The sequence below is a fragment of the Chitinophagales bacterium genome (assembly GCA_020636495.1).
In the GTDB taxonomy this organism is placed as follows: domain Bacteria; phylum Bacteroidota; class Bacteroidia; order Chitinophagales; family Chitinophagaceae; genus UBA5543.
The window spans coordinates 1,383,442-1,406,899 of record JACJXQ010000008.1 but is presented as its reverse complement, the minus strand read 5'-3'; the positions used below and the strand labels follow the sequence as shown (position 1 = coordinate 1,406,899).

Sequence of the window (23,458 nt, the reverse complement as noted above, 5' to 3'; positions counted from 1 at the left end):
CTACTCACCTGCATGCTGCAGGCCTTCCATTGTACTTAGTTCATTCAGCATAGTAATATAGACAGAATCCAGTTCGGACGGGTGCTGGCCATACCACTGCATACTTTCCTGCAATTCGTGCATACTGACATTGTGATGCGCAAGTATTGACTTATAATAATAAGCCAGGGAATCTGTATTCTTGTTCAGCGACTTGTGCGTGCTGTCATTTACCATAGTACTATATACTTCGGCTATATGCAGGTCGGTAAGCAGCGTCGTCATCTTATCCCGGGACAAGTGCTTTAACTCCTCGTCCTTACAGGCTGTTGTCAGCAGCATACAACCTATTATACTCAGCAATATTCTCCTCATTTCAGCAAGCTGTTATATTTCTGTACGTTGGGTACATCTATCTGCGATATCATTGTTACATACAACCCCCTGTTTGCTTCAGGTTGCTGTGCTATTACGCTCGCAAATTCGTCGCTCTTTGCATTGAAGAAGAACTGCAGCAATACAGAGCCGGGATTCTCTTTCTGTAGTTGGCTTAATGAGTTGATGCTGTTCAGGATGATCTTTTGCGATTCTTCCGGTTTCAGGTACATATTATCCAGTGCTTCTCTGTGCATAGAGTACATAACTGAGCGCAGTGCCTGAAACCTGGGGTTCAGTACCTGATCTACTATCCAATAACGATTGTGGTTACCCTCTACTGCTTTCCAACCAGTGATGGTCTTACCCTGTTCAGGCGCATTATTTACGATGTTCTGCGCTTTTTTAAAGTATGGTTCGCCGCCTTTGGGTGAGAAGCTGTCAAAATCGAAACCAATGACCAGGTAGGCATAATAGGCCAGAATAGCCGGCAGATTAGATACATAGACATTATTACCCGCCACGCGATTATCATTGAACTCCAGCGGTGAGAACTGGTTGTAGCTGAACTGTACCTCCTTGTCTACATGCTTCACCATTTGGCTCATATAGCTGGTGTTGTATACCGGCCTTGAAGACTGAATTGTTAGCGTGGCTGAAAAACCGTTCTGTACACCCTGCAGTGTCTGGGTTACATTTATCAGGATGTTACAGTTTATTTTCTCCTGCGGGCCGAACTGTTCATCTGTCCACTTGCGGTTATTCATAAACTCCGTAATAGCAAGTTGCATATTGCGGAAGGTTTCCTTATCCTGTCCTTGGCCGGATATACCATCGGCCATGACCTTAACAGTGCAGTTAAGCTCCTGTGCCGACACATTTGTTGCCAGCCCTATGAACAGTAATATGTTAAACAGTCGTTTCAGCATATCGCAGATCAATGATGTGTTGCACTACTGCGTGCGCCACTTCTTTTTTGGTCATTAAAGGTAAATCCTTTTTAAAACCGTCCCTGCCTATGAGGGTTACTTTATTTGTGTCGTGTCCAAAACCCGCCCCTTCATCGTTCAGGGAATTGAGCACTATAAAGTCAGCATTTTTGCGCTCCAGTTTTTCGCGGGCATGTGCCTCTTCATTATTCGTTTCCAGTGCAAAGCCTACCAATAATTGTCCCACTTTTTTCTTTTTACCCAGCTCAGCAAGTATGTCTTTTGTCTTGCCCAGCTTTATATCTAACGCTCCATCCTGCTTTTTTATTTTCTCTCCTGCCACTTCTTCCGGCTTATAGTCTGCCACCGCGGCAGACATAACCGCTATATCCACCTCCTCAAACACATTCACACAAGCATCATGCATCTGCTCTGCACTCTCTACCCTTTTCACCTGCACATTAGCATGTTTCACCTCTACGCTGGATGGCCCGAGCACCAACAATACCTGCGCTCCCTTATCAGCCAGCTCCTCGGCTATAGCTGCTCCCATTTTACCAGTAGAGAAGTTGCCGATAAAACGCACGGGGTCAAGGCGCTCGTAGGTGGGCCCAGCCGTTACCAGGGCTTTTCGGCCCTTGAGTGGCTGTTTGCCCCTTTCATCTAAAAAACGGACTACAAATTTTACCATGTCTTCCGTTTCAGCCATACGGCCCTGGCCTACCAGCCCGCTGGCCAGCTCGCCATGTACCACCGGTATTATGGTATTTCCATACGACTGCACCTTCTGAATATTACGTTTTGTTGCGGGATGCAACCACATATCTTCGTCCATAGCCGGGGCAATGAGTACCGGGCAGGTAGCAGAAAGATACACTGCACAAACCAGGTTATCGCACAGGCCGCGTGCAAATTTGGCCAGGGTATTGGCACTGCAAGGCGCTATGAGCATTACATCTGCCCAGCGGCCCAGCTCTACGTGGTTGTTCCACTGCGAACCATCGCTGATGCTGCTGTAAACAGGATGCCTGGAAACTGTTTCCAATGACAAGGGGCTGACAAATACACCGGCAGATGAGGTCATGATCACCCGAACTTCTGCCCCTGCCTTTATCAGTTGCCTGACCAGGACGGGGGTTTTGTAGGCTGCAATGCTGCCGGTTATGGCTAATATTATCTTCTTTCCTGCTAACTCCATATACAAATGACTTTCAGCGTGTGCAAGGTACGGCTTTTTTACCCTCCTGACCTACCAGAAGGGAGAAGCTGTTTTTTATTATTTCTTCTTTAACATCTTTCGCCCAAAACCACACACCAATCTGACTATCAGCACTTTATGAGTATTCGTTAAGTATTGTTAAGTAAAAACGTATTTCCCGAGCATCATATATTACAATTGACAATCAACAACTTAGGGGATAGACAATTGACTTACTTAACAAAAACCTCATTCTCGCCACCTATTTTACAAAGAACTTTTAATGGAATAATAACTGTTTGCACTTTACAAATATATGTAATTTTGCTGTAATAAACAACCATAAATAATTGCATTCCTGTTGACTGCAACTCTAAGGGGAACTACTCTTTTAGTAATTTTTGTGAGGATCGTACATTTTCGCCTTGCAGTTCGACAACATACAAACCTGAGGGGATATCATTGAGTGGAATAGTATGTTGTCCCGACATACCGTTTATTTCTTCTTTAAACACAACCTTACCTAATACATCTATTACCCGGAGTTGTAGCTTGAATCCTACCTTATTAAAAAGAACTTTTACATTGTTTTTAGCGGGATTAGGCTGTAATGTAATATTCTGTGATCGTCCCTGTACAATATTGACACCAGTTGTCCAAGCTGTTACTTTATTTGATGTAATTTTATCATAGATAATTCCGGAACCTGCATCACAACCACTGTTTAAAGGAACATCAATTCTATATATATTAATGCCGACCGGTACATTTTTGTCTACATATGTATAAGATGGAGACAATCCACCAAAGACCGTATCAATGGCAATAAATGCCCCATTATCTGTGCTGCGCATTACAACATAATACAACACAGATATACCATCATATGCATTCCATGAAATAGTACCTTTATTGCCCGACAAATAATCAAAAGATAGTCTTATTGTTTTATGAGCTACAAATGATGCGGTATCTGAATATCTCCAGCATTTATCCTTAACTGCAAGCTTGTAACTGTAACTATTAAGCGTAGGTTTGGCAGTAACATCCACAAATTGGCTTGCTAATGTTTTGGCTAAGGAGGCAATGAGTTTGTAACTGCCATTGTTCTCCCTATAAACAAAATATGAGTCTACATATGCATTGCCATTATTACTCCAAACAATAGTATTAAAGCCTGATATTGTATCGTTCAAGACGCTACATATCGGCACATCAGGTACACTATACGCACAATAGTATATCATCGAGCTGATCTTATCAGATACTTTAGTGTCTTTATATGCCATGATAAGAGTACCATACTTATCTAAAGCTAACGATGTATGCTCTGCATTACCTGCGGAAAAACCGTCAACACCTACCAGTACCCAATCTTTACCGTCATATTTATAGACAGTTGCCCTGGTTGTCCATCCCTGACAACCAAAATAAGGTGTACCATTCTCATCTACTACCAAAGATGAATAATATATTTCTCCTTTTGAAAAACCTGGTTTCCCTACTGAAACCCAATGTGCACCGTTGTACTTCAAAACAGTAGCTTTATTATTATTAGCCACATCTTTATATCCAACATAGGGTGTACCATCAGGACCCAGTGCGAGAGAAACATAATATGCCTTACCAGCAGAAATTCCTGCAGTATCAACTGCAACCCAGTCAGTACCATCAAATTTCATCACCGTAACTTCATGCGGCTTACCCAGATCAACATATGCAACATATGGGGTTCCTTTTTTATCAATAGTCATAGAAACATACTCTGGTATTGACAGAGAGAATCTTGGAGAACCCACTGTAACCCAATTAGTGCCGTCGTATTTCATAACGGTTAGGTAAGCTGAGTTTTGCCATGGATCCTTGTATGCAACATATGGCGTTTGTCCACTACCAAATGCAATAACAGGGTCCTCCCCAGGTATGCCAACCGGAGAATTACCTACACTTTCCCATTTAATTCCATTAAATCTTTCGACAAAGATCTGACCGATCTTTCCATAACAAGTATAAACTACGTAAGGCTTACCATCCTGACTAAGTGCCAATACAGGAGTTTTTGTGAATGAATCTGAAAAACCAGGTATACCTACATTTACCCATGCATTACCAAGGTGTTTCATAACTGTAACTTTGTCCTGTCTTACATGGTCAACAAAAGCAACATAAGGCAGACCACCTGTATCTATAGCAACTTGGGTATTCCACGCAAATCCATCTGAAAATCCCTGGCTACCCAAATAAGACCATTGTGCAAAAACAGGGTTAAATGAGAACATTGCCATGATCAATAAAGGCATAAAAGCCTTTGAGAAAGTTTGGGCCATATCAGTTTATTTTGGAGGTAACACTCAAACATAAGCGTCACCTAAATATACATCATTATCATAATGCCAATGAAATGTTATATAAAAAACCTCCTATTAAGTAACATTATGAGGCCATCACAGTATTATTTGTACGTAGGGCAATCACAACCGGTTGCATGTAGGTTTCCTGTTTCCCGGCTTTCCGTTTCGTTGACCGTAGAACTTGTGATCACGTTATTATCACTTGACAGGTCCGACACTCCTACCCCATCAAAATTCAGTGCTTCTATTGCCGTATTAAATGCGTCTTTTGTCATCGCCTGCAGTGCCAATGCCGGGGTTTGTGCTACCGCCGTGGTAAATTCTACTTGGCCATATAAAACCTGTCCGTCTTTTTCGACCATAGCCAGTATAAATGCCTGCCTGCCATGGGGTAATAATATCTTACTGTCGTCAGTAAAAAAAGCGTAACCATTTTGCTGCCCCTTTACAAGCCCACCCACAAGGAACATTTTTTCTGATGGCAGAACGAGGTAAACATGTAGTGCCAGATCTTCGCCGCCTGTAACCGTTGCAGTAAGCGTACTTTCCTCAAACCCGGGCAGGCCTTTTGTTACAATATCTACATTGTACCAACCAACAGCAGTTATGGCAAAGCTGTAATAGCCCAGTCCGTTGTAAGGAGGAACGACCATATTGCCAACCGATACCGTATTGAAGTTATTATAAGAAGCTGTATCTGTAACAGGTGCCCGAAATTTACGATCGCGCATCAGCGCCATGCAACTATCATAGCACTTGTCGGCAATTTCTACCTCCCCATTATATTCCATGTTATCAAGATAAGCATAGAGCAAATCCAGTTCTTTATCAGACAGGTTGGGAAAGGCTGTCATGGCAGTTTTGCCCCAAATGTTATAAAGAGTATTGGCCATAACATCACCCGATGCTATTAGTTGTGCAGAGTTGCGGGTAAATGCATACAACCATTCTTTATTGCGACGAGAGGTGATACCTGCTAACGCAGGCCCTGTAGCACTCTTATAGGGGTTGTGACAAGAAGCACAATTCTGTGTAAAAAGTTGTCCCCCTGTTTCCAGCAACTGCCTTGGTGTATCGCTTACAGGAACGGCATTGCGCCAGTTGATATTTGTCAGGTTGTCTGCTGAACCTACAAAAGCCTTCATATCCATGCGCTGACGATCTGTAGGAATATATATCCTGATGGGTTTTCTTATAGCGGCAGACTGAACTGTGTTGATATATATCATTCCCCCACTACTTAGTGGCAGGCCATTGCTCTGCGTAGTGAGCCCGGCCCTCACAATGTCCTTCATAGAGAAAGCCTCTTTCAACTCAATAGTAACAAACTGCGAATCGCTTTCTATTGCTCCTGCAGGTATGGTGATAATAGCCCCCTTTTTGCTAATGATAGAATTATCTTTAGAGATGTCTATCGAATAAGTATCTGTTTCCAGTAGCGAGGTACTGAGCAGTGTATTTGCAGTTCGTTCTGTATTGGTACAGGAAGCCGACAACACGATCAAAGTGGACAAAAACAAGAAAAGAGACTTCATAACACAGGCATTTGCCTGTAAAGGTACGACCTGTAAAGCTAAGACTATGCTAATACATTGATCACATCATTTTCAGAACCAAGTATGCCAGAACACAAAGAATGAGTATGATGAATATGGCCAACCAACTCCACTTATTATCTGTAAAATGGGTCTTGTGGCTTCTGCGTTTTTTCCTGAGTTCGTGCTGCAGCCTGTAGTTGATACGGTCAGCTAATTGCTGCGTTTCCTCAATCGGTATTTCTTTCAGGCCTTCCAATGCATCGCTGTCCATACCCTCTTCTGCCAGCAAGGCCTCTATCTCGCGCTGATCAGCCGGGCTTAACCTGCCCTCTAGGTAAGCCATCAGCTTATCTTTGGGCAAATTGCCGGATCGCGATATGTTGTCGGGCGTACTCATTTCTTGTCTGCCAGTATGGTCTTTAATTTTCTTTTACCGTTCTGGATGTAGCTTTTCACCTGCATAAAGCTATATCCTTTTTCGTCCATAATCTGCTGATAGGTCTTTTTTTCTAAGTAGAACATCCTGATACATACCTGCTGGCCTTCGTCCAGCTCTGTTATGGCATGTTTCATCTGTTCTATTTCCCGCTCTTGTTTGTGCAACAATTCTTTATCGGGCAGAAGGTGTGCCTGCTGTTGCCGCAATACGTCATCGCCGTGTACGTATCTTTTATCGCGCAATAGTTGCAGGCAATGATTGCGCATGAGTATATACAGCCATCCTTTGAAATTCTGGACATCGTCGGGCAAGGCTACCAGCGCTTTCAGAAACACCTGCTGTACTGCATCCGTAGCCTGTTCTTTATCTCTAAGGTATTTGAGCCCCACACCCAGCAACAGCACCGTATAGCGCTGCAAAAGGATACCCAGCCAGCGATTGTCTTTGGAACTGCTGTACAGGCTGAGTAATTCTTCGTCGGTATGTGTTTTTTTTCTTTCCAAACCGGGCGCTTATTCCTGTATTAAAGATGCAATAAATCAGTTATTCCACAATAGAAAATTAATGAGTTTCAAAGTTGTAAATATTGCATATTTAACCAATAGTAAATATATTGTTGTACGAAACTATCAACATATGCGAATCAAACACCTGTTTATCCCGTTAATACTGTTACTGTGCCTCTTATCAGTAAAAGATTCCTCAGCACAACAGATACTGTACAAATCGCCCATGTTCCTGCGCAAAATAGAAATAGGCTATTCTTTCTATAACGGCTTTGCCCAGCAGCGCAAAGCAGATGAGTACTATTCACCCATAGACGGTAGTCTGATAAAAATAGACAATCCGGAAACAAGATCGGTACGTACGCTGGGTGGTTATGGTTTTTCGATCGGCAACTATTTCCGACTTACCAACTTCAGAACTGATGTGGTAGGACTGGCCTTTACCTATGAGTTTAACTACAACATGATGTCGTGGGAAGAGCTGGACAGCGGATTTTCTTACCGGCCCACGCTAAAAAACCATGAACGCACAGACTTTACAGTACAGATGGGATTGCCTATAGGCCTTGACCTGAAACTGGGAGGAGAAGCCATGCCCAGTTATAACTACAAATGGTCAGCAGGTTTTGGTGGCGGCGTGTCGCCGCTCATTGCCTTTACCGGCCCCTACAGGAGCCCGATACAACTGATTTTCAGGGGCAAGGCAGACAACGTTACACTTGGCTATATGCCGTACCTGAAATTTGAATACGGTCAGAGGGTTGGTGTCATGATGAAACTGAGATGCTTCCTGTTTTTCGGGGGACCTACCTACCTGAACCCGGGCGATGCATACAGTGGCCCATACGGACAAAATGGTTATTCATTGACAGCCAAAACCGCATTGAATTTATCCTTGTCTGTATATCCATTCTCGTATCAATGGCCTGAACATGGATGGTGGCAATAGCCGGTAACAATATTCAAAATTGTACAAGAGGGCTATTATGGCCCTCTTTTTTTATTTTACATATACACTAATTAATAAAATGCAGCAGCAGATAAACACAATAGAAACAGAACGGCTGGTACTGAATGAAATAACCCCGAAAGTGCATGAATACATCATGAGCCATTATGATGATGATGCGATCATGAAATTCTTCGGTCACAGCACAGTTAAAGAACTGATGGCAGAAAAAGAACGTTTCATGCAGGGAGTGAGCAGCTATTACTTTACTTTCAGGCGCTTTACTATGGTAGATAAAGCGACAGGGATAACCATAGGCCAATGCGGATTTCATAAGTGGTATACCGACCATGCCAAAGCAGAGTTTGGTTATGCGCTGAACAATGATGAGGTAAAGAATAAGGGGTTCATGACAGAAGCTGCAAAAGCGATAGTAGCCTATGGGTTTGAAAAAATGGAATTGAACCGGATAGAGGCTTTTGCCAGTCCTGCCAACGAGCCATCCATAAGATTGCTGAAAAGCCTTGGCTTTACTTACGAGGGGCTGATGAGAGAACACTATTACAAAAACGGGCTGATAGAGGATTCGGCCTGCTACTCACTACTGAAGCGGGAATACAAGCCTTGACGACACACCTACACATTTATACATATATGTTGAATAAATACGGCTAATAAGTTACCTTTGCAGCACATTTTTGCATTACAATTACAGTATTTTTAAAATATGAATTTCGAACTTACAGAAGAACAAAAAGCGGTACAGTTAGCTGCACGCGACTTTGCGCAGAACAAACTGCTGCCCGGTGTTATTGAGCGTGATGAACACCAGAAATTCCCTGCCGAGCAAATAAAAGAGCTGGGCGAACTGGGTTTCCTGGGTATGATGGTGGATCCTAAATATGGCGGATCGGGCATGGATAGTGTCTCTTATGTACTGGCTATGGAAGAGATATCTAAAATAGACGCTTCTACTTCTGTATGTATGAGTGTGAACAACTCATTAGTGTGCTGGGGACTTGAAACCTATGCCAACGAAGAACAAAAACAAAAATACCTGACAGAACTGGCCAGTGGCCAGAAACTGGGTGCGTTTTTGCTGAGTGAGCCTGAAGCAGGTTCTGATGCAACATCTCAACGTACTACCGCAGAAGATAAAGGTGACCACTACCTGCTGAACGGTACCAAGAACTGGATCACCAACGGTAACAGCGCGTCTTACTACATTGTTATCGCGCAGACATACCCTGAAAAGAAGCACAAAGGTATTAACGCCTTTATAGTACATAAAGACTGGCCGGGTGTAACCGTAGGTGCCAAAGAGAACAAGCTGGGTATACGCGGTAGTGACACGCACAGCATCATGTTCCAGGATGTGAAAGTGCCTAAAGAGAACCGTATAGGTGAAGATGGCTTCGGTTTCTCGTTTGCGATGAAGATACTGGCAGGTGGCCGCATAGGTATTGCCGCACAGGCATTGGGTATTGCCAGCGGTGCTTATGAACTGGCGCTGAAATATTCGAAAGAGCGTAAGGCATTCGGCACAGAGATATCTAACCACCAGGCTATAGCCTTTAAGCTGGCAGATATGGCTACTGCTATTGAAGCTGCCCGCCTGCTGTGCATTAAAGCAGCATGGACCAAAGACCAGGGCAAGGATTATACGCTGGCAGCAGCTACGGCCAAATTATACGCGTCTGAAATAGCACAGTGGGTAACCAGTGAAGCGGTACAGATACACGGTGGTTATGGTTATGTGAAAGAATTCCACGTAGAACGCCTGATGCGCGATGCTAAGATCACGCAGATATACGAGGGTACCAGCGAGGTACAGAAGATCGTAATCAGCAGGACGATACTTAAGGACTAAAACAGATCCGGAAATAATATTTTAAGCGGCACTATATTCCAGTGCCGCTTTTTTCATATCTTCATATAAACAAAATCCGAATTATGAATTACCTGAAAATTTTTATGGCAATACTCGTGCTATTACCATCAGCAAGTTTTGCTGAAAGTAATGACAACCCTATAACATGCAAGTTTGGCAAATACACTTATGAAAGTACAGAAAAGGCCAGCTATGAAATAACGATACCTGAGTTGGAAAAAGATGCTCACCTGTATATATATTCCAAAGACAAAAAATACACCATTACGAAATACGCTATCGGCGTAGTTTCAAAAAGCAGCAGGGATCTGAAAGGCGAGTTTATTAAAAGTGACAACGATATAGTGGAAGCCTTAAAAAGCGAAGATATTACTGTAGCCGTAGGTGACCGAATATTCATCACAGATATACAGGCGATATGCGATGGCTGTAAAACGCCTGTAGATATCAAACCTATGGTTATCTTGGTTAAATAGTATGGTAGTGTTTATGTTATCACCACAATCATACTGAATAACTAATTGAGAATAATAGCTATTTTGTTAGCCGGACGAAATTGTCCGGCTATTTTTTGCTCTATGAAAAAAGTTGAATCCATACTGGTCATTATTTTTATCCTGTCATTCTTATTGCGTCCTTTCAGCATAAGTTTATTCGCCCCCATGTTTCTTTTTTCTTTCCTGTCACTCATTCTACTATATTTATGCTTAGGATTCGCTGTTTTTAATGGCATCCAATTGCGGAGTATTTTTAAGAAAGATGCATACGTAAACATCAAAACGAAATATTTATTCCTAGGCGCGCTAACTGGCATTATCATGGATCTGTTTTTCATTGCTATTATTTTCAAGATACAGCACTGGCCGGGAGCTTCTTTCAGTTTACTTATAAGTATTCTTTTATTTTCATTGATTGCATTAATTGGAACTATCAAAATGAGACGTGGAAACAATGCCCCCTACTATAAAGCTACTGTTCCAAGAGCAACTTTATATTTAATCATAGCAGTAGGTCTGTTCTTGTCCTATGGTTATGTTATATAATATTTAAGCTGGATCATTATCTCTGTTATGTTTTGAATAATTTATACGGTGTCACTGTGGCACATTTATTGTTTAGGTAGGGGTTACATACCTTTATACACTAAACTGACAACAACGCTACATGGGCGATACCCCGAATAATAACAGGCTGACACGTATCTGCTTTTACCTGTCGTGGCTGGTGATATCGTTGCTGCAGGCCAACTTTACCGAGTTGCTGGCAGATGAGGCTTATTACTGGAAATATGCACAAGACCTGCAGTGGGGCTATTTCGACCATCCGCCAGTTGTAGCCGCCATGATAAAACCTGGGTACCGGTTGTTTCAAAATGAGTTAGGTGTACGGTTGTTATTTGTATTGAGTAGTATCGGGTTCCTTTACCTGATGGAGATGCTGGTACGCCCGCAGAAACTGTTGCGCTTCTACTTAGTACTTGCCTCCATCGGTGCATTTCATTTTTTAGGCTTTCTTGCTCTGCCGGATATGCCTTTGCTGTTCTTTAGTGCATCGTTCCTGTACCTGTACAAAAAATACCTGGCTACTGATGGGTGGATAGTATCTATACTTCTTGCCGTGAACGCTACCCTGTTATTACTGAGTAAATATCATGGCATTTTGCTGATAGGCTTTACAGTATTATCCAATCCGGCATTACTAAAACGAAAGACCTTCTGGCTGATAGCCTTATTGAGCGTAAACCTGTTCATACCCCATATCAGGTGGCAGATAGCCCACGACTTTCCTTCGTTAAAGTATCATTTGTACGAACGTTCGGGTGGCACCTATCATATTGAATATACACTGAACTACCTGTTGTCCGTATTACTGGTATTCGGTCCTGTTGCAGGTATAGTACTGGCATGGCATGCTATAAAAGCCAATACCAGGCTCTCAACATTTGACCATACGCTCAAAACGATACTCATTGGCACTTTGGTATTTTTCCTGGCCATGACCTTTAAAGGAAGAGCTGAAGCCAACTGGGTGGCCATAGCGTTGATACCTGCCCTGGTACTGGGGTATAAACATATTGAGCATAAAGACTGGTTCCCGAGATTTACAAGCTATACTTTTGGTATATCATTGGTGCTGATATTCATTATTCGCTTTTACATAGTATATGATGTTTTACCAGACAAACCTGTATTCGCTTATATAAAAAACAAACTGCACCACACACATAGCTGGGCTAAGGCTGTTGAGGAAAAGGCAGGAGACAAACCTGTTGTATTTATGAATAAATACCAGTATGCAGCTTTGTACGAGTTTTATACAGGTAATGAAGCCATATCGCTGAACAACAGGATGGGCAGGAAAAACCAGTATAACATATGGAAAGATGAGTTGCAAATACAGGGCAAAGATGTAATGATCATTCCTAATTTCGACTGCCCGAATATGGATTCGTTTGCAACCGGGAAAGGTGTTTTTCAGTATGCTTACATTCAGAACTTCAGGTCATCTCCCACCATCAGGATACAACCATCCATAAATAAGATAACCGCGCATCCCGGAGAAGAGATCAGTATACAATTCAATGTGTATTCAGGTAGCAAAGATTTTGACCTTGAAGCTAACAATGATCTCTTACCCATGGTGCATGCTATGTTGTTTCAAAAAGACGAATTCATATCGGATCATAACGAGCATTACCTGCTGCTGAACCGTATGGTGAATGACGGGCAAAAATATACCCTTTCTTTCCGTGTACCCGAAAAGAAAGGGTCGTATGCATTGTATCTTGACATCGCTACAGGATGGTTACCTCCCGCCATCAGCAGCGATAAAATTGAACTTAAAGTACTATCACATTGACTTGAACACGCTTGCCGATATTCCTGCAACAATAAATATCAGCGCGTATAGGCATATGATAATAATAAGCAGTACACCCAGGTATTTAAATGCATTTTTCAGGTACCTGAACGCTTCATTGAACATGTACTGATCCTCCAGCATTGTAGCACGTTTGATCAACGATGTGTATTTATACAAAGCATAGGTAGGGTAAAAATTGATCCCTGCCATGAGTAAATACATGACAAAAACGGAAGGCCCTGCAAAGCTACCTCCCAGCCCGAAGCCTTCTGACCAGGCAACCATACTTATCATTGCAAATAGCCCTTTGAGCACCATGAGTCCCATCATAATGAACGACGCAATTGCCATAAAGCGTCCCCACCTGCCCAGCTCCAGCATATGAGATCTACCTGTTTCATCAACGATCAAACCCTTAGGTTCTTCTGAATGGTCGAACATGGTTGTATATTTTTGCTTATAAAAATACTTTAATATGCCTTGGCAAACAAGACCCTTTGTGTTGAAGGTTTACCTGTTAATACGCAGGCTCCTTCCTCTTTGATGTTATCAAGAGGTATACAACGTATCGTTGCCTTGGTCATTTCCTTTATTTTATCTTCCGTTTCTGCTGTTCCGTCCCAGTGTGCTGCCACAAAACCTGTTTTCTCATTCAGAACTGTTACAAACTCATCCCAGGTATCTACACGCGTAGTATGCTCGTTGCGGAACGTGAGCGCCCGGAGGTACATATTCGTCTGTATATCTTCCAGCAATTGCTCAACATCTGCCACAATATTATCTAAAGAGTAAGATGCTTTTTCTTTAGTGTCCCTGCGTGCCACTTCAGCCTGGTTATTTTCGATATCGCGAGCACCCAAAGCAATACGCACCGGAACGCCACGCATCTCATATTCAGCAAATTTCCAGCCCGGGCGGCGCGAATCATCATCATCAAACTTCACGCTGATGCCTTTGGCTTTCAGTTGCTGAACCAGTTCGGCTGCTTTTGCTTTTATCTTTTCTGTTGCGTCTGCGTCTTTGTTGAATATAGGTACAATAACCACCTGCAGCGGTGCTATTCTGGGTGGCAATACCAATCCATCATCATCACTATGGGCCATGACCAACGCCCCTATCAGTCGTGTAGACACCCCCCATGACGTAGCCCATACATACTCCATCTTATTATCCTTGTCTGCAAATTTCACGTCAAAAGCTTTTGCAAAATTCTGCCCGAGGAAGTGAGAAGTACCTGCCTGCAAAGCTTTGCCATCCTGCATCAGCGCTTCGATACAATAAGTATCCTCCGCACCTGCAAAACGCTCACTTTCGGTTTTCACACCACGTATCACCGGCATAGCCATATACTCTTCTGCGAAAGTAGCGTAGACCTCCAGCATTTGTTTGGTCTCAGCAATAGCCTCCTCTTTAGTAGCATGAGCTGTATGGCCTTCCTGCCACAAAAACTCCGCCGTACGCAGGAACAGCCTGGTACGCATCTCCCAGCGCACAACGTTTGCCCACTGGTTCACAAGTATAGGCAGGTCGCGATAAGACTGTATCCAATTCTTATATGTGTTCCATATAATAGTTTCTGAAGTAGGGCGAACGATCAGTTCTTCTTCCAGTTCAGACTCAGGGTCAACAATAATACCACTGCCATCCGGCGCATTCATCAGGCGTGAATGTGTTACTACGGCGCATTCTTTTGCGAATCCTTCAACGTGAGCTGCCTCTTTACTGAGGAAGCTCTTGGGTATAAATAAGGGGAAATAAGCGTTCTGATGCCCTGTTTCTTTGAACATACGGTCCAGTTGATCGCGCATGTTTTCCCACAATGCATATCCATAAGGTTTTATGACCATACAACCGCGTACAGCAGAATGTTCTGCCAGGTTTCCGTGCTTTATCAAGTCATTATACCACTGCGAGTAGTCCTGTTTACGAGATGTTAAATTATCGCCCATAATGCGTCTTTAGTGCTTTTCGTACTGTTAATTAATTGGTTGGGTTTGGCAAAAGTAGTAATTTACACAGGTAGTTTTCATGTTTAAAATATATACAATGAAACATATTCTCTTAACCGGATTGCTGATAGCGGCATTAGGCCATGTGGATAGCTATGCGCAGGGCGAAAAAGTGGTGGATGATATATACTATACAGCTGATGATGCAGCTAAAGATGCGGATGAAGCAGCCAAAGAAAGGGATGCTATTGACGCAGCACGCCGCAAACGGGCGGAGGAGCGCCAGGCAAACAATACTGCTGATGGCGACCAGGGAGAAGGCACGTATATAGATTATGACGACGATGACTACAACTATGCAACCCGCATCAATCGTTTTTATAATCCATATTTCGGCGCCAGCTATTGGGCTTATAGTCCATCGTTCTGGTATAACCCATGGTATGGCGGTGGCTATTATGGCAGCAGTTGGGGCTTCGGTTATGGCTGGGGTATGGGCTATGGATATTACGGCAACCCCTACTGGGGCTATGGATTTGGCTATCCCGGTTATTATAGTGGCTGGTATTCACCATACTGGGGCTACGGAGGTTATGGATATGGTGGCTACTATGGCGGATACTATAATGGTTTTTACAACGGTTATTATGCAGGTGCTTATGATAATGGTAGCAAGAGTTACTCCAACCGCAGCTACGGGCCACGTTCATCTATCAACAGGTATCCCGGCAGTCTGAGAGCTTCCGGACGTTCGACAACCGGTTACGGATCAAGAGGACAGTTAAGGGAGGCCAATGCAGGCACCAGCGCCAACAGGAACTATTCAGGAAGATACATTGCACCGTCGTCATCATCAAGTGCAAATGAACGCAGGAGTATTTCGAACAGCGAAAGGGGCTCTTCTAATATTGGCCGAAGCTACAGTAACACAAATGAAAGAGGATCGGGCTCCAGGAGTGAACGATACGGTTCACCATCGCAAGGTTCAAGGTCTGAATCGCAGCGCAGTAACTACGGATATAACCGCCCTTCCAGCGAGCCATCTAATAATTACAGTCAGCCTTCTCAACAACGTTCTGAGCCATCTTATAACAGCACACCATCCAGGAGTTATTCTTCCCCTTCGCATAGCAGCGGTGGTTTTGGCGGTGGTAGCCGTGGTGGTGGCTTTAGCGGCGGCGGAAGCCGTGGCGGTGGTTTCAGTGGTGGAAGCAGGGGCAGATAATACGGTAATTCAGAAAATATATAAACATATCTGCGGCACAGGAACATTTTCCTGTGCCGCTCTTTTTTTAACATAGGTGTAGTATTTGATTTCGGATATTTGTTTTACTGATTAAACATCAGTTCTCATTACAGGTCAAACTACTAAACTGATTTTTATGATAAGGCGTTATCTACTTTTCACGACTATAATGATAGGTGCCCCATGGTTTGCTTGGCTGGCCTCAGCCCAGGATGAATCGGACGCTTTGAGATACTCAATGCTGAGCCCTCAAGGTACCGCCCGCTCAATTGGCTTTGGTGGTGCTTTGGGTGCTATAGGTGGCGATTTCTCTGCTTTAAGTGTCAACCCTGCAGGTATTGGAGTATATAGGTCTTCTGAACTGACATTTACACCATCGCTAAAAATGAATGGCACCAACAGTACTTATACAGGTGCCGCTACTGTAGATAACAGTACCAGATTCAACATCAACAACCTGGGCGTAGTATTTACAAGTGCTGCTACAGGCAGAAGATATAAGAAAAGTAAATGGAAAGCCGCATCATTCGGATTTGGTGTAAACCGTGTAGCAGATTTTAGTAGTAACCATGTGTACAGTGGTTTTAATAACACCTCATCTGCCAGCGAAGTATTCCTGGCGGATGCTATAGCCTATCCTGACGACTATAACAACCTGGCCACTTTTGCAGGTATGGGTTATAACGCCTTCCTGCTGGATTATAATGACAGTATTGGTTATACTAAAACGCCGACTTTCTCTACAGGTCTTAACCAAATGCGCAAAGTAGAACAAAAAGGAGGGATAACAGATGTCAACTTCTCATTTGGAGGCAACTACGAAGAAAAATTAATGCTGGGCGCAACTATTGGCATTCCCTCACTCAGATATATACGAAATGTGACCCTGAGAGAAGAAGATGCATCCGGCAACCCTGACAATGATTTTGACTACTTTGAATATACTGAGTCGTTGAAGACAACAGGTACAGGCCTTAACATGAAGCTGGGGTTCATTTATAATTTCACAAACAATTTCAGGGCAGGTGCGGCATTCCATACACCCACCTATTTTGCATTGTCCGATGTTCAAAACAGGTCGCTGGTAAGTAACACAGAAAATTTCAAATCAGTAGTTAATCCATCTGACCCTAACCCGTATAGCCGGGTAGACGCACCTACCAATGAGTATCAATACTCACTGATAACTCCATGGAAGACCGTATTAAGTGCAGCCGGTATCATAGGTAAGCATGGCTTCATCAGCGTAGATTATGAATATGTAGATTATGCATCTGCCAAATTCAACTTTGACAATACTGATAACTATTACGAAAACGAAGTGAATAGTGGTATAAAAAGTATGTACAAAGGAGCATCGAACCTGCGCATTGGTGGTGAAGCACGTTTTGACATGCTGATGCTGCGTCTTGGTTTCGGGTATTACGGCAACCCTTACAGGACCGCTTCAAATGGCTCGGAAACAATGAATTATTCAGCAGGTGTAGGTTTCCGTTTCGATGACGTATTTATCGACCTTGGCTTCAACCATTCTACATCTACTGTTAAAGAACAGCCATATGCCGTAGTTTATCCAAACGAAGTGATAGATGTACCTAAAGCAACTATTAAGAACAGCTTTAATAACCTTGCACTGACAGTTGGGTTTAAATTCTGATAAGAGAAACACTTCATATCAGCTTGAAATGCATAGAAAACAGGGATTCAAAAAGTATTCCTGTTTTTTTATGCTATGACAGATATAAAATAACCACACTTGTGAGCAGCTTTATCCACATCTGGCATATCACAGGTCTGAAAAAAGGATATTTTAGTTTCTTTGTACTTTGGTAAAAACGAGAGATAGTTATATGTCAGAGAACACGAATCTGTATAACGAGGATAGTATCCGGTCGCTGGACTGGAGAGAACATATACGCCTGCGCCCGGGCATGTATATTGGTAAGCTGGGAGACGGGAGCAGCCCTGACGATGGTATATATATATTGCTGAAAGAGGTAACCGACAATTGTATAGATGAATATACGATGGGGTTTGGCAAGCGCATAGAAATAACTCTGGACAAGGGTGTTGTTACCGTTCGCGACTATGGCCGCGGCATACCCCTGGGTAAGGTAGTGGATGTAGTAAGTAAGATAAATACAGGTGCCAAATATGACAGCAAAGCCTTCCAGAAATCGGTGGGGTTGAATGGTGTGGGTACGAAAGCAGTCAATGCCCTGAGTAATTACTTTAAGGTATCGGCTTTCAGAGATGGTAAAATGAAGGAGGCTGAATTTGAGAAGGGTATACTGGTAAAAGAACACAAAGAACAGAAGACTGAGGAACCAAACGGGACATTGGTAACCTTTATACCTGATGATACAGTTTTCAAGAAATATCATTTTCTGAATGACTATATCGAAAACCAGATATGGAACTACTGCTACCTGAATGCCGGCCTGCAGATCAAGTTCAACAACCGACTGTATATTTCAAAGAACGGCCTGCTGGACCTGCTTACGAATAAAACCAACCCGGAAACGAACCGCTACCCTATCATACACCTGAAAGGTGAGGATATAGAGGTAGCTATAACGCATACCAACGATTATGGTGAGGATATATACTCATTTGTGAACGGACAACATACTACACAGGGAGGTACACACCAGGCGGCTTTCCGCGAGGCATTTGTAAAGACCATACGTGATTTTTACAAAAAAGATTATGATGCTACAGATATTCGTCAAAGTATCAGTGCTGCTATCTCTGTGCGTGTACAGGAGCCTGTTTTCGAATCGCAGACAAAAACAAAACTAGGTTCGCAATATATAGCAGAAGGTGGACAGTCCATGAAATCATTCGTATTGGACTTCTTTTCGAAAGAGTTGGATAACTACCTGCACAAGAACCCGACAGTAGCCGATGCGATGAAAAAACGCATTGAGCAAAGCGAACGTGAGCGTAAAGAGTTATCGGGCATACGTAAACTGGCCAATGAACGTGCCAAGAAGGCCAACCTGCACAATAAAAAACTGCGCGACTGTCGTATACACTTTAATGCTGAGCCTCCCAATAAGAACAAAGAGGAATTTATACAAAAGCAAAACGAGAGTACCATATTTATTACCGAGGGTGACTCAGCGAGCGGTAGTATCACAAAAAGCCGCAATGTGGAAACACAGGCTGTTTTCAGCCTAAGAGGTAAGCCGCTGAACTGTTTCGGGCTGACCAAAAAGGTCGTGTATGAAAACGAGGAATTCAACCTGCTGCAACATGCATTAAATATAGAAGAGGGCCTGGAGGGTTTGCGTTATAACAATATCATCATAGCAACTGATGCTGACGTGGATGGCATGCATATACGTTTGCTGATCATGACCTTCTTCCTGCAGTTCTTCCCCGACCTGGTGAAAGCAGGACATGTGTACATTTTGCAGACACCACTATTCCGTGTACGTAACAAACAGAAAACCATTTACTGCTACAGCGATGAGGAGCGTAAGGCAGCCATTGCAGAACTGGGCACTAAACCAGAGATAACACGGTTCAAAGGCCTTGGAGAGATAAGCCCTGAAGAGTTTGCACAATTTATAGGAGAAGATATGCACAAAGACCCTGTACTATTAGGCAAAGAAGCACAAATACAAAAATTACTGAGCTATTACATGGGTAAGAATACTCCTGAAAGGCAGAAAAACATAATTGAGAACCTTAGAGTAGAAAAAGACCTGGTAGAAGAGATGGGAGCATAGTGCTCCCATTTTTTGTCAATGGAACAAACCAGGGAAGCATTATTATTTGTACTATCTTACCCGTAATAATGTTTAAAAATAACATTATTTGACATAATAAAAAACGCAGTTCCTAACACCTTCATTCACAGCAATATGTGGCTGGGTGAAATCACCCTGTTTATTCTAAGCGATATTGCTTAGTTTTATAAGCCTGACTAACCAAAACGCCTTACTAAATGAACAGAGAGAGTGAACCATATTCATATCTCAACCTGACGGAAGAGATATACACCAGAGCATTTGCACAGGCCGTTGCCGACCAGGTATTTGTTGTTGACCGCAATGGAGTATTCCTGGATGTAAAAATGAATAATCATGATCAGGACAACTACTTGCCTGCTGAAGCATACAATGGCAAAACCATTTATGACATAGGACTGGAACCAAAATTATCGGATACTTTCAAAGCATGTATTCTGCGTACTATCGTCAACAAAAAACTGCAGATACACCGTTATACTGTACAGGTAGAAGATAAATCCAAACATAATGAAGCCCGCTTCTTTTACCTGGACTCTGAGAAGGTGCTGATCATCAACAGGAATATCACTCCGTTAGTACAGGTTACAGACAAACTATTTACCAACCAGGGTATACTACGTTCCATCATTGATAACTACGAAGATTCTATTTTCTCAGTGAACAAAAAGCAGGAGTATATCATCTTTAACGAGGCTCATAAACAAGCCATGAAAAAGAAATATGGTGTTGATATAGAAACAGGCCATAGTATGGCAGAATACATCAATATCAGCGAAGACCTGGGAATAGCGCAAGAGCTTTTTGAGAAAGCATTGATGGGCCAGTCTTCAACTATCGAACACCTGTTTGGCGATGACTCACTGTTCAGGGGCATGACACAGATACATATCTTCCCTATGAAAAACTACGAGGATAAGATATTAGGTGTGACTGTTTTTTCAAAAGACCGCTCACCACACCATAAAGCTCAATTGGAAAAAGATAAATACATCATTACCCTTGAAACACTACTGTCTGATGTATCGCACAAACTGCGTCGCCCGGTAGCATCAATGCTGGGCCTGCTGCAATTGGTAGACGAAGTAAAAACAACGGATGAGATGAACAAGTTACTGAGTTTCTTCAGGGAGTCAGTTGGCGAAATGGACGACTTTATTATTGAGATGTCGAGGTCATTACAGGAGAACAGGAATACTTATCAATAGTATATTTGTACATGCGAATACTCCTTTCTTTAATATTCTCATTATGTGTGGCATTACCTGTCTCGTGTCAATATAGTATCAAGATCACTCCTGTAGACAGTAATATCTACCTGTATACTTCCTATGGAGATGCCGGCAACTATAAGAATGTAGACGCCAACGCAGTTGTTCTGATATCAGGTAATGATGCAATACTATTTGACACACCGTGGGATGATGCACAGGCAGCTGAATTGATCTCGTTTGTGCAGGATAGCCTGGGCAAGCATATTTTAATGGCCATAATAACCCATGCTCATGTTGACCGGATAGGCAGCATCAATACCATGCACAAAAACAATATTCCTACCCTATGTTACCAACTTACAGCAGAAGAAGCTCCCAAACATGGTCATAGTGTACCGAAGCATATTTTCTATTCAGTCGACACCATCATCAAATGTGGCAATATTGAGGTAGAGGCTTTTTACCCCGGATCGGGACATACAATAGACAACATTGTCTTATACATACCGTCAAAGCAATTCCTGTATGGAGGATGCTTTATTAAAAGTGGTTTCAGCAGTTCTATAGGCAATATCGAGGATGCAGATATGGCAGCGTGGCCAATCAGTGTAAATAGGATGAATAAACATTTCTCAAAAACAGGTATAAAAACAGTAATACCCGGACATGGTAGTTGGATGTCTGACAAAGCTATTGAGAATACAATTCGCCTGTTAGAAGAAGAACCTGCAAAGAGGTATTAAAACGAACTACTAGAAACCACCAAAGTACCCGCCATCTTATCATGCAATGCCTGCTTTCTGTCATCAAATGCAGCCATGATAAAACCTATCATAAGAATTATTGCAGAAATAATCTTTCCGAAATAACGGCCTGTTGCCCGACCAAAACTAATGCGACCACCATCCATATCTGTTACTTTTATATCCAGTATCCTTTTACCCAATGTAGCCTGTGCAGAGCCAGACTCCTGTAATGCAAAATATAACCAGTCCACAATAAAAGTGATAGTTGCGGAGAGCAGATTACCCTCCAAAAGACTATCATTTACAACAAACCGGATAATAAACCCGGGTATCGCCAATATCAAACCATCAATAAAGTATGCAAAAAACCTTGCCCAAAAACCGGCATAGATTACATATTGTTGTTCTTCAGAACCATGATAATAGGAATTCATAAAATATAGTTTAACTAAAAATAGAAAAAAACTTTCAGAAAATCAGTTGTCAATTTTATCCTATTTTCGATTTATGGAAAACACGTTAGGTATCGGCTCCAGGGTAGAGCACCCACACTTTGGCAAGGGTGTTATTGTTGACGTATCCAGTGAATTATACACGATATGGTTCAAATCGCAACAGGGCACAAAAAGTATCAATAAAGAGTTTGAACTGAAAGTAATTGAAGCCTCAGAAGCAGGTAGCGATGGAGGCGGGGGCATTACCCTATCTGATATTGAGCAGGCACTTGACAACATACTAGAGCGCCGCCTGCATGAGATGCAACTGGTGCCTATGGCCAACAAATGGAACAGTGGGACACTGATATTGAAGCCGGGAGATGATTCGTTGCAAGGAAAGGAAATGCCTATTGAGGGTTTCTTTCATAAAATAGTAATGGTAAGAGACAGGTTAAGACTTATAGAGCAGAAAATAAACGCACATAAAGTATTGACCGATGAGGAGAAAGTAGACCTTCAGCAATATATTACGGGTATATACGGTTCACTGACGACATTCAATGTTTTATTCAGGGAAAGTCATCACCAGTTCAGGGGTACGGGTGGCGGTAGCTGACACTACCCCATTATGTGTAGCCACTTATATATCTCCGACCTGGTCTTACCGGTTTTTGCCTGAAGTTTTTCAAGCAATTTCACTTCTTCGCCAATCATATATTCGAGTTCGTGATCTGATATCTCAGGGTGTTCTTGCTTGATCTTAGCTTTAATCTCAGGCCATCTTTCGTTAAAATCTTTTGTGTCCATATTATGAGTGTTTACGTGTATAAAGATACAATAAAAAGCCTCGCTGCCGGGAGGCTGAAATGTTAAAGTGAGTTCAACCACTCAATAATATCACTACGTGTTTTACCTAACTTATCCTGCAGGCGGCCCAGCAGTTCATCTTCTTTACCTTCTTCGTATGCAAGGTCGTTGTCTGTAAGCATACCGTATTCCTGTTTGATCTTACCCTTCATTTCTTTCCAGTTTCCTTTCAATTGTAACTTGTCCATGTTTAGTTATTTTGGTTATACCATTATAACAGTGTA

Annotated in this window: 24 protein-coding genes; 11 read left to right on the top strand and 13 right to left on the bottom strand. The window is 42.5% G+C overall.

Going from position 1 to position 23,458, the window contains the following annotated elements; translation table 11 throughout:
- The 7 genes from H6550_06070 to H6550_06040 form a co-directional block, all read right to left on the bottom strand.
- Positions 1–354 (bottom strand): DUF4296 domain-containing protein, encoded by a 354-nt coding sequence (locus H6550_06070; GenBank protein ID MCB9045686.1) that lies wholly within the window; start codon positions 352–354, stop codon positions 1–3.
- A complete protein-coding gene (locus tag H6550_06065) occupies positions 351–1,283 on the bottom strand; it encodes a DUF4835 family protein (protein ID MCB9045685.1) in 933 nt (310 codons plus the stop codon). Before H6550_06065 ends, H6550_06070 begins: the two co-directional genes overlap by 4 nt.
- Positions 1,264–2,481, bottom strand: coding sequence for a bifunctional phosphopantothenoylcysteine decarboxylase/phosphopantothenate--cysteine ligase CoaBC (coaBC, locus tag H6550_06060; GenBank protein ID MCB9045684.1), 1,218 nt, complete (start codon positions 2,479–2,481; stop codon positions 1,264–1,266). Before coaBC ends, H6550_06065 begins: the two co-directional genes overlap by 20 nt.
- A gap of 383 nt (positions 2,482–2,864) precedes the next feature.
- Positions 2,865–4,808, bottom strand: coding sequence for a T9SS type A sorting domain-containing protein (locus H6550_06055; protein MCB9045683.1), 1,944 nt, complete (start codon positions 4,806–4,808; stop codon positions 2,865–2,867).
- A 125-nt stretch (positions 4,809–4,933) separates the two neighbouring features.
- Positions 4,934–6,367 (bottom strand): cytochrome c, encoded by a 1,434-nt coding sequence (locus tag H6550_06050; protein ID MCB9045682.1) that lies wholly within the window; start codon positions 6,365–6,367, stop codon positions 4,934–4,936.
- Positions 6,368–6,428: 61 nt separating this feature from the next.
- The gene (locus tag H6550_06045; protein ID MCB9045681.1) at positions 6,429–6,713 is read right to left on the bottom strand and encodes a hypothetical protein; all 285 of its coding nucleotides are present in this window, start codon (positions 6,711–6,713) and stop codon (positions 6,429–6,431) included.
- Positions 6,714–6,763: 50 nt separating this feature from the next.
- A complete protein-coding gene (locus tag H6550_06040) occupies positions 6,764–7,312 on the bottom strand; it encodes a sigma-70 family RNA polymerase sigma factor (protein MCB9045680.1) in 549 nt (182 codons plus the stop codon).
- A gap of 133 nt (positions 7,313–7,445) precedes the next feature.
- Between H6550_06040 and H6550_06035 the strand changes: the two genes are divergently transcribed.
- The 4 genes from H6550_06035 (at position 7,446) to H6550_06020 (ending at position 10,631) form a co-directional block, all read left to right on the top strand.
- Positions 7,446–8,264 (top strand): hypothetical protein, encoded by an 819-nt coding sequence (locus H6550_06035; GenBank protein ID MCB9045679.1) that lies wholly within the window; start codon positions 7,446–7,448, stop codon positions 8,262–8,264.
- Positions 8,265–8,343: 79 nt separating this feature from the next.
- Positions 8,344–8,892 carry a GNAT family N-acetyltransferase gene (locus H6550_06030; protein MCB9045678.1) on the top strand — a complete coding sequence of 183 codons (549 nt, stop codon included), beginning with the start codon at positions 8,344–8,346 and terminating at the stop codon, positions 8,890–8,892.
- 99 nt (positions 8,893–8,991) lie between these two features.
- Positions 8,992–10,134, top strand: a complete 1,143-nt coding sequence (locus H6550_06025) for an acyl-CoA dehydrogenase (GenBank protein MCB9045677.1) — start codon at positions 8,992–8,994, stop codon at positions 10,132–10,134.
- A gap of 83 nt (positions 10,135–10,217) precedes the next feature.
- The gene (locus tag H6550_06020; protein MCB9045676.1) at positions 10,218–10,631 is read left to right on the top strand and encodes a hypothetical protein; all 414 of its coding nucleotides are present in this window, start codon (positions 10,218–10,220) and stop codon (positions 10,629–10,631) included.
- Between the two features lie 41 nt (positions 10,632–10,672).
- On the opposite strand, the gene H6550_06015 is transcribed toward H6550_06020, so the two are convergent.
- Positions 10,673–10,846, bottom strand: coding sequence for a hypothetical protein (locus H6550_06015; GenBank protein MCB9045675.1), 174 nt, complete (start codon positions 10,844–10,846; stop codon positions 10,673–10,675).
- Between the two features lie 473 nt (positions 10,847–11,319).
- Between H6550_06015 and H6550_06010 the strand changes: the two genes are divergently transcribed.
- Positions 11,320–13,014: a glycosyltransferase family 39 protein gene (locus H6550_06010; GenBank protein ID MCB9045674.1), complete on the top strand. Its 1,695-nt coding sequence runs from the start codon at positions 11,320–11,322 to the stop codon at positions 13,012–13,014.
- Here the strand turns inward: H6550_06010 and H6550_06005 are convergent.
- Complete coding sequence (locus H6550_06005) at positions 13,006–13,458, bottom strand: hypothetical protein (GenBank protein MCB9045673.1); 453 nt, start codon at positions 13,456–13,458, stop codon at positions 13,006–13,008. The genes H6550_06010 and H6550_06005 overlap by 9 nt on opposite strands.
- A gap of 29 nt (positions 13,459–13,487) precedes the next feature.
- Positions 13,488–14,966: a proline--tRNA ligase gene (locus tag H6550_06000; protein MCB9045672.1), complete on the bottom strand. Its 1,479-nt coding sequence runs from the start codon at positions 14,964–14,966 to the stop codon at positions 13,488–13,490.
- A gap of 97 nt (positions 14,967–15,063) precedes the next feature.
- Between H6550_06000 and H6550_05995 the strand changes: the two genes are divergently transcribed.
- The 5 genes from H6550_05995 (at position 15,064) to bla (ending at position 21,927) form a co-directional block, all read left to right on the top strand.
- Complete coding sequence (locus H6550_05995; GenBank protein ID MCB9045671.1) at positions 15,064–16,191, top strand: hypothetical protein; 1,128 nt, start codon at positions 15,064–15,066, stop codon at positions 16,189–16,191.
- Positions 16,192–16,348: 157 nt separating this feature from the next.
- A complete protein-coding gene (locus H6550_05990) occupies positions 16,349–17,869 on the top strand; it encodes a hypothetical protein (GenBank protein ID MCB9045670.1) in 1,521 nt (506 codons plus the stop codon).
- A gap of 193 nt (positions 17,870–18,062) precedes the next feature.
- Positions 18,063–19,949 carry a type IIA DNA topoisomerase subunit B gene (locus tag H6550_05985; GenBank protein MCB9045669.1) on the top strand — a complete coding sequence of 629 codons (1,887 nt, stop codon included), beginning with the start codon at positions 18,063–18,065 and terminating at the stop codon, positions 19,947–19,949.
- Positions 19,950–20,167: 218 nt separating this feature from the next.
- Positions 20,168–21,178, top strand: a complete 1,011-nt coding sequence (locus H6550_05980; GenBank protein MCB9045668.1) for a hypothetical protein — start codon at positions 20,168–20,170, stop codon at positions 21,176–21,178.
- Positions 21,179–21,225: 47 nt separating this feature from the next.
- Positions 21,226–21,927, top strand: a complete 702-nt coding sequence (gene bla / locus H6550_05975; GenBank protein MCB9045667.1) for a subclass B1 metallo-beta-lactamase — start codon at positions 21,226–21,228, stop codon at positions 21,925–21,927.
- On the opposite strand, the gene H6550_05970 is transcribed toward bla, so the two are convergent.
- Entirely contained in the window at positions 21,924–22,364 is a 441-nt protein-coding gene (locus H6550_05970) for an RDD family protein (protein ID MCB9045666.1), read from the bottom strand. The genes bla and H6550_05970 overlap by 4 nt on opposite strands.
- Before the next feature lie 73 nt (positions 22,365–22,437).
- Between H6550_05970 and H6550_05965 the strand changes: the two genes are divergently transcribed.
- Positions 22,438–22,983, top strand: a complete 546-nt coding sequence (locus H6550_05965; GenBank protein MCB9045665.1) for a hypothetical protein — start codon at positions 22,438–22,440, stop codon at positions 22,981–22,983.
- Positions 22,984–22,985: 2 nt separating this feature from the next.
- On the opposite strand, the gene H6550_05960 is transcribed toward H6550_05965, so the two are convergent.
- Both H6550_05960 and H6550_05955 read right to left on the bottom strand, forming a co-directional pair.
- Positions 22,986–23,174, bottom strand: a complete 189-nt coding sequence (locus H6550_05960; GenBank protein MCB9045664.1) for a general stress protein CsbD — start codon at positions 23,172–23,174, stop codon at positions 22,986–22,988.
- Between the two features lie 62 nt (positions 23,175–23,236).
- A complete protein-coding gene (locus tag H6550_05955) occupies positions 23,237–23,422 on the bottom strand; it encodes a CsbD family protein (protein ID MCB9045663.1) in 186 nt (61 codons plus the stop codon).
- Positions 23,423–23,458 lie beyond the last annotated feature (36 nt).

Bases quoted from the DNA above. Each gene is read 5' to 3' on its own strand.
- H6550_06070 (MCB9045686.1), bottom strand. From the start codon at position 354: ATGAGGAGAATATTGCTGAGTATAATAGGTTGTATGCTGCTGACAACA.
- H6550_06065 (MCB9045685.1), bottom strand. From the start codon at position 1,283: ATGCTGAAACGACTGTTTAACATATTACTGTTCATAGGGCTGGCAACA.
- coaBC (MCB9045684.1), bottom strand. From the start codon at position 2,481: ATGGAGTTAGCAGGAAAGAAGATAATATTAGCCATAACCGGCAGCATT.
- H6550_06055 (MCB9045683.1), bottom strand. From the start codon at position 4,808: ATGGCCCAAACTTTCTCAAAGGCTTTTATGCCTTTATTGATCATGGCA.
- H6550_06050 (MCB9045682.1), bottom strand. From the start codon at position 6,367: ATGAAGTCTCTTTTCTTGTTTTTGTCCACTTTGATCGTGTTGTCGGCT.
- H6550_06045 (MCB9045681.1), bottom strand. From the start codon at position 6,713: ATGGCTTACCTAGAGGGCAGGTTAAGCCCGGCTGATCAGCGCGAGATA.
- H6550_06035 (MCB9045679.1), top strand. From the start codon at position 7,446: ATGCGAATCAAACACCTGTTTATCCCGTTAATACTGTTACTGTGCCTC.
- H6550_06030 (MCB9045678.1), top strand. From the start codon at position 8,344: ATGCAGCAGCAGATAAACACAATAGAAACAGAACGGCTGGTACTGAAT.
- H6550_06025 (MCB9045677.1), top strand. From the start codon at position 8,992: ATGAATTTCGAACTTACAGAAGAACAAAAAGCGGTACAGTTAGCTGCA.
- H6550_06020 (MCB9045676.1), top strand. From the start codon at position 10,218: ATGAATTACCTGAAAATTTTTATGGCAATACTCGTGCTATTACCATCA.
- H6550_06015 (MCB9045675.1), bottom strand. From the start codon at position 10,846: ATGAGTGACAGGAAAGAAAAAAGAAACATGGGGGCGAATAAACTTATG.
- H6550_06010 (MCB9045674.1), top strand. From the start codon at position 11,320: ATGGGCGATACCCCGAATAATAACAGGCTGACACGTATCTGCTTTTAC.
- H6550_06005 (MCB9045673.1), bottom strand. From the start codon at position 13,458: ATGTTCGACCATTCAGAAGAACCTAAGGGTTTGATCGTTGATGAAACA.
- H6550_06000 (MCB9045672.1), bottom strand. From the start codon at position 14,966: ATGGGCGATAATTTAACATCTCGTAAACAGGACTACTCGCAGTGGTAT.
- H6550_05995 (MCB9045671.1), top strand. From the start codon at position 15,064: ATGAAACATATTCTCTTAACCGGATTGCTGATAGCGGCATTAGGCCAT.
- H6550_05990 (MCB9045670.1), top strand. From the start codon at position 16,349: ATGATAAGGCGTTATCTACTTTTCACGACTATAATGATAGGTGCCCCA.
- H6550_05985 (MCB9045669.1), top strand. From the start codon at position 18,063: ATGTCAGAGAACACGAATCTGTATAACGAGGATAGTATCCGGTCGCTG.
- H6550_05980 (MCB9045668.1), top strand. From the start codon at position 20,168: ATGAACAGAGAGAGTGAACCATATTCATATCTCAACCTGACGGAAGAG.
- H6550_05970 (MCB9045666.1), bottom strand. From the start codon at position 22,364: ATGAATTCCTATTATCATGGTTCTGAAGAACAACAATATGTAATCTAT.
- H6550_05965 (MCB9045665.1), top strand. From the start codon at position 22,438: ATGGAAAACACGTTAGGTATCGGCTCCAGGGTAGAGCACCCACACTTT.
- H6550_05960 (MCB9045664.1), bottom strand. From the start codon at position 23,174: ATGGACACAAAAGATTTTAACGAAAGATGGCCTGAGATTAAAGCTAAG.
- H6550_05955 (MCB9045663.1), bottom strand. From the start codon at position 23,422: ATGGACAAGTTACAATTGAAAGGAAACTGGAAAGAAATGAAGGGTAAG.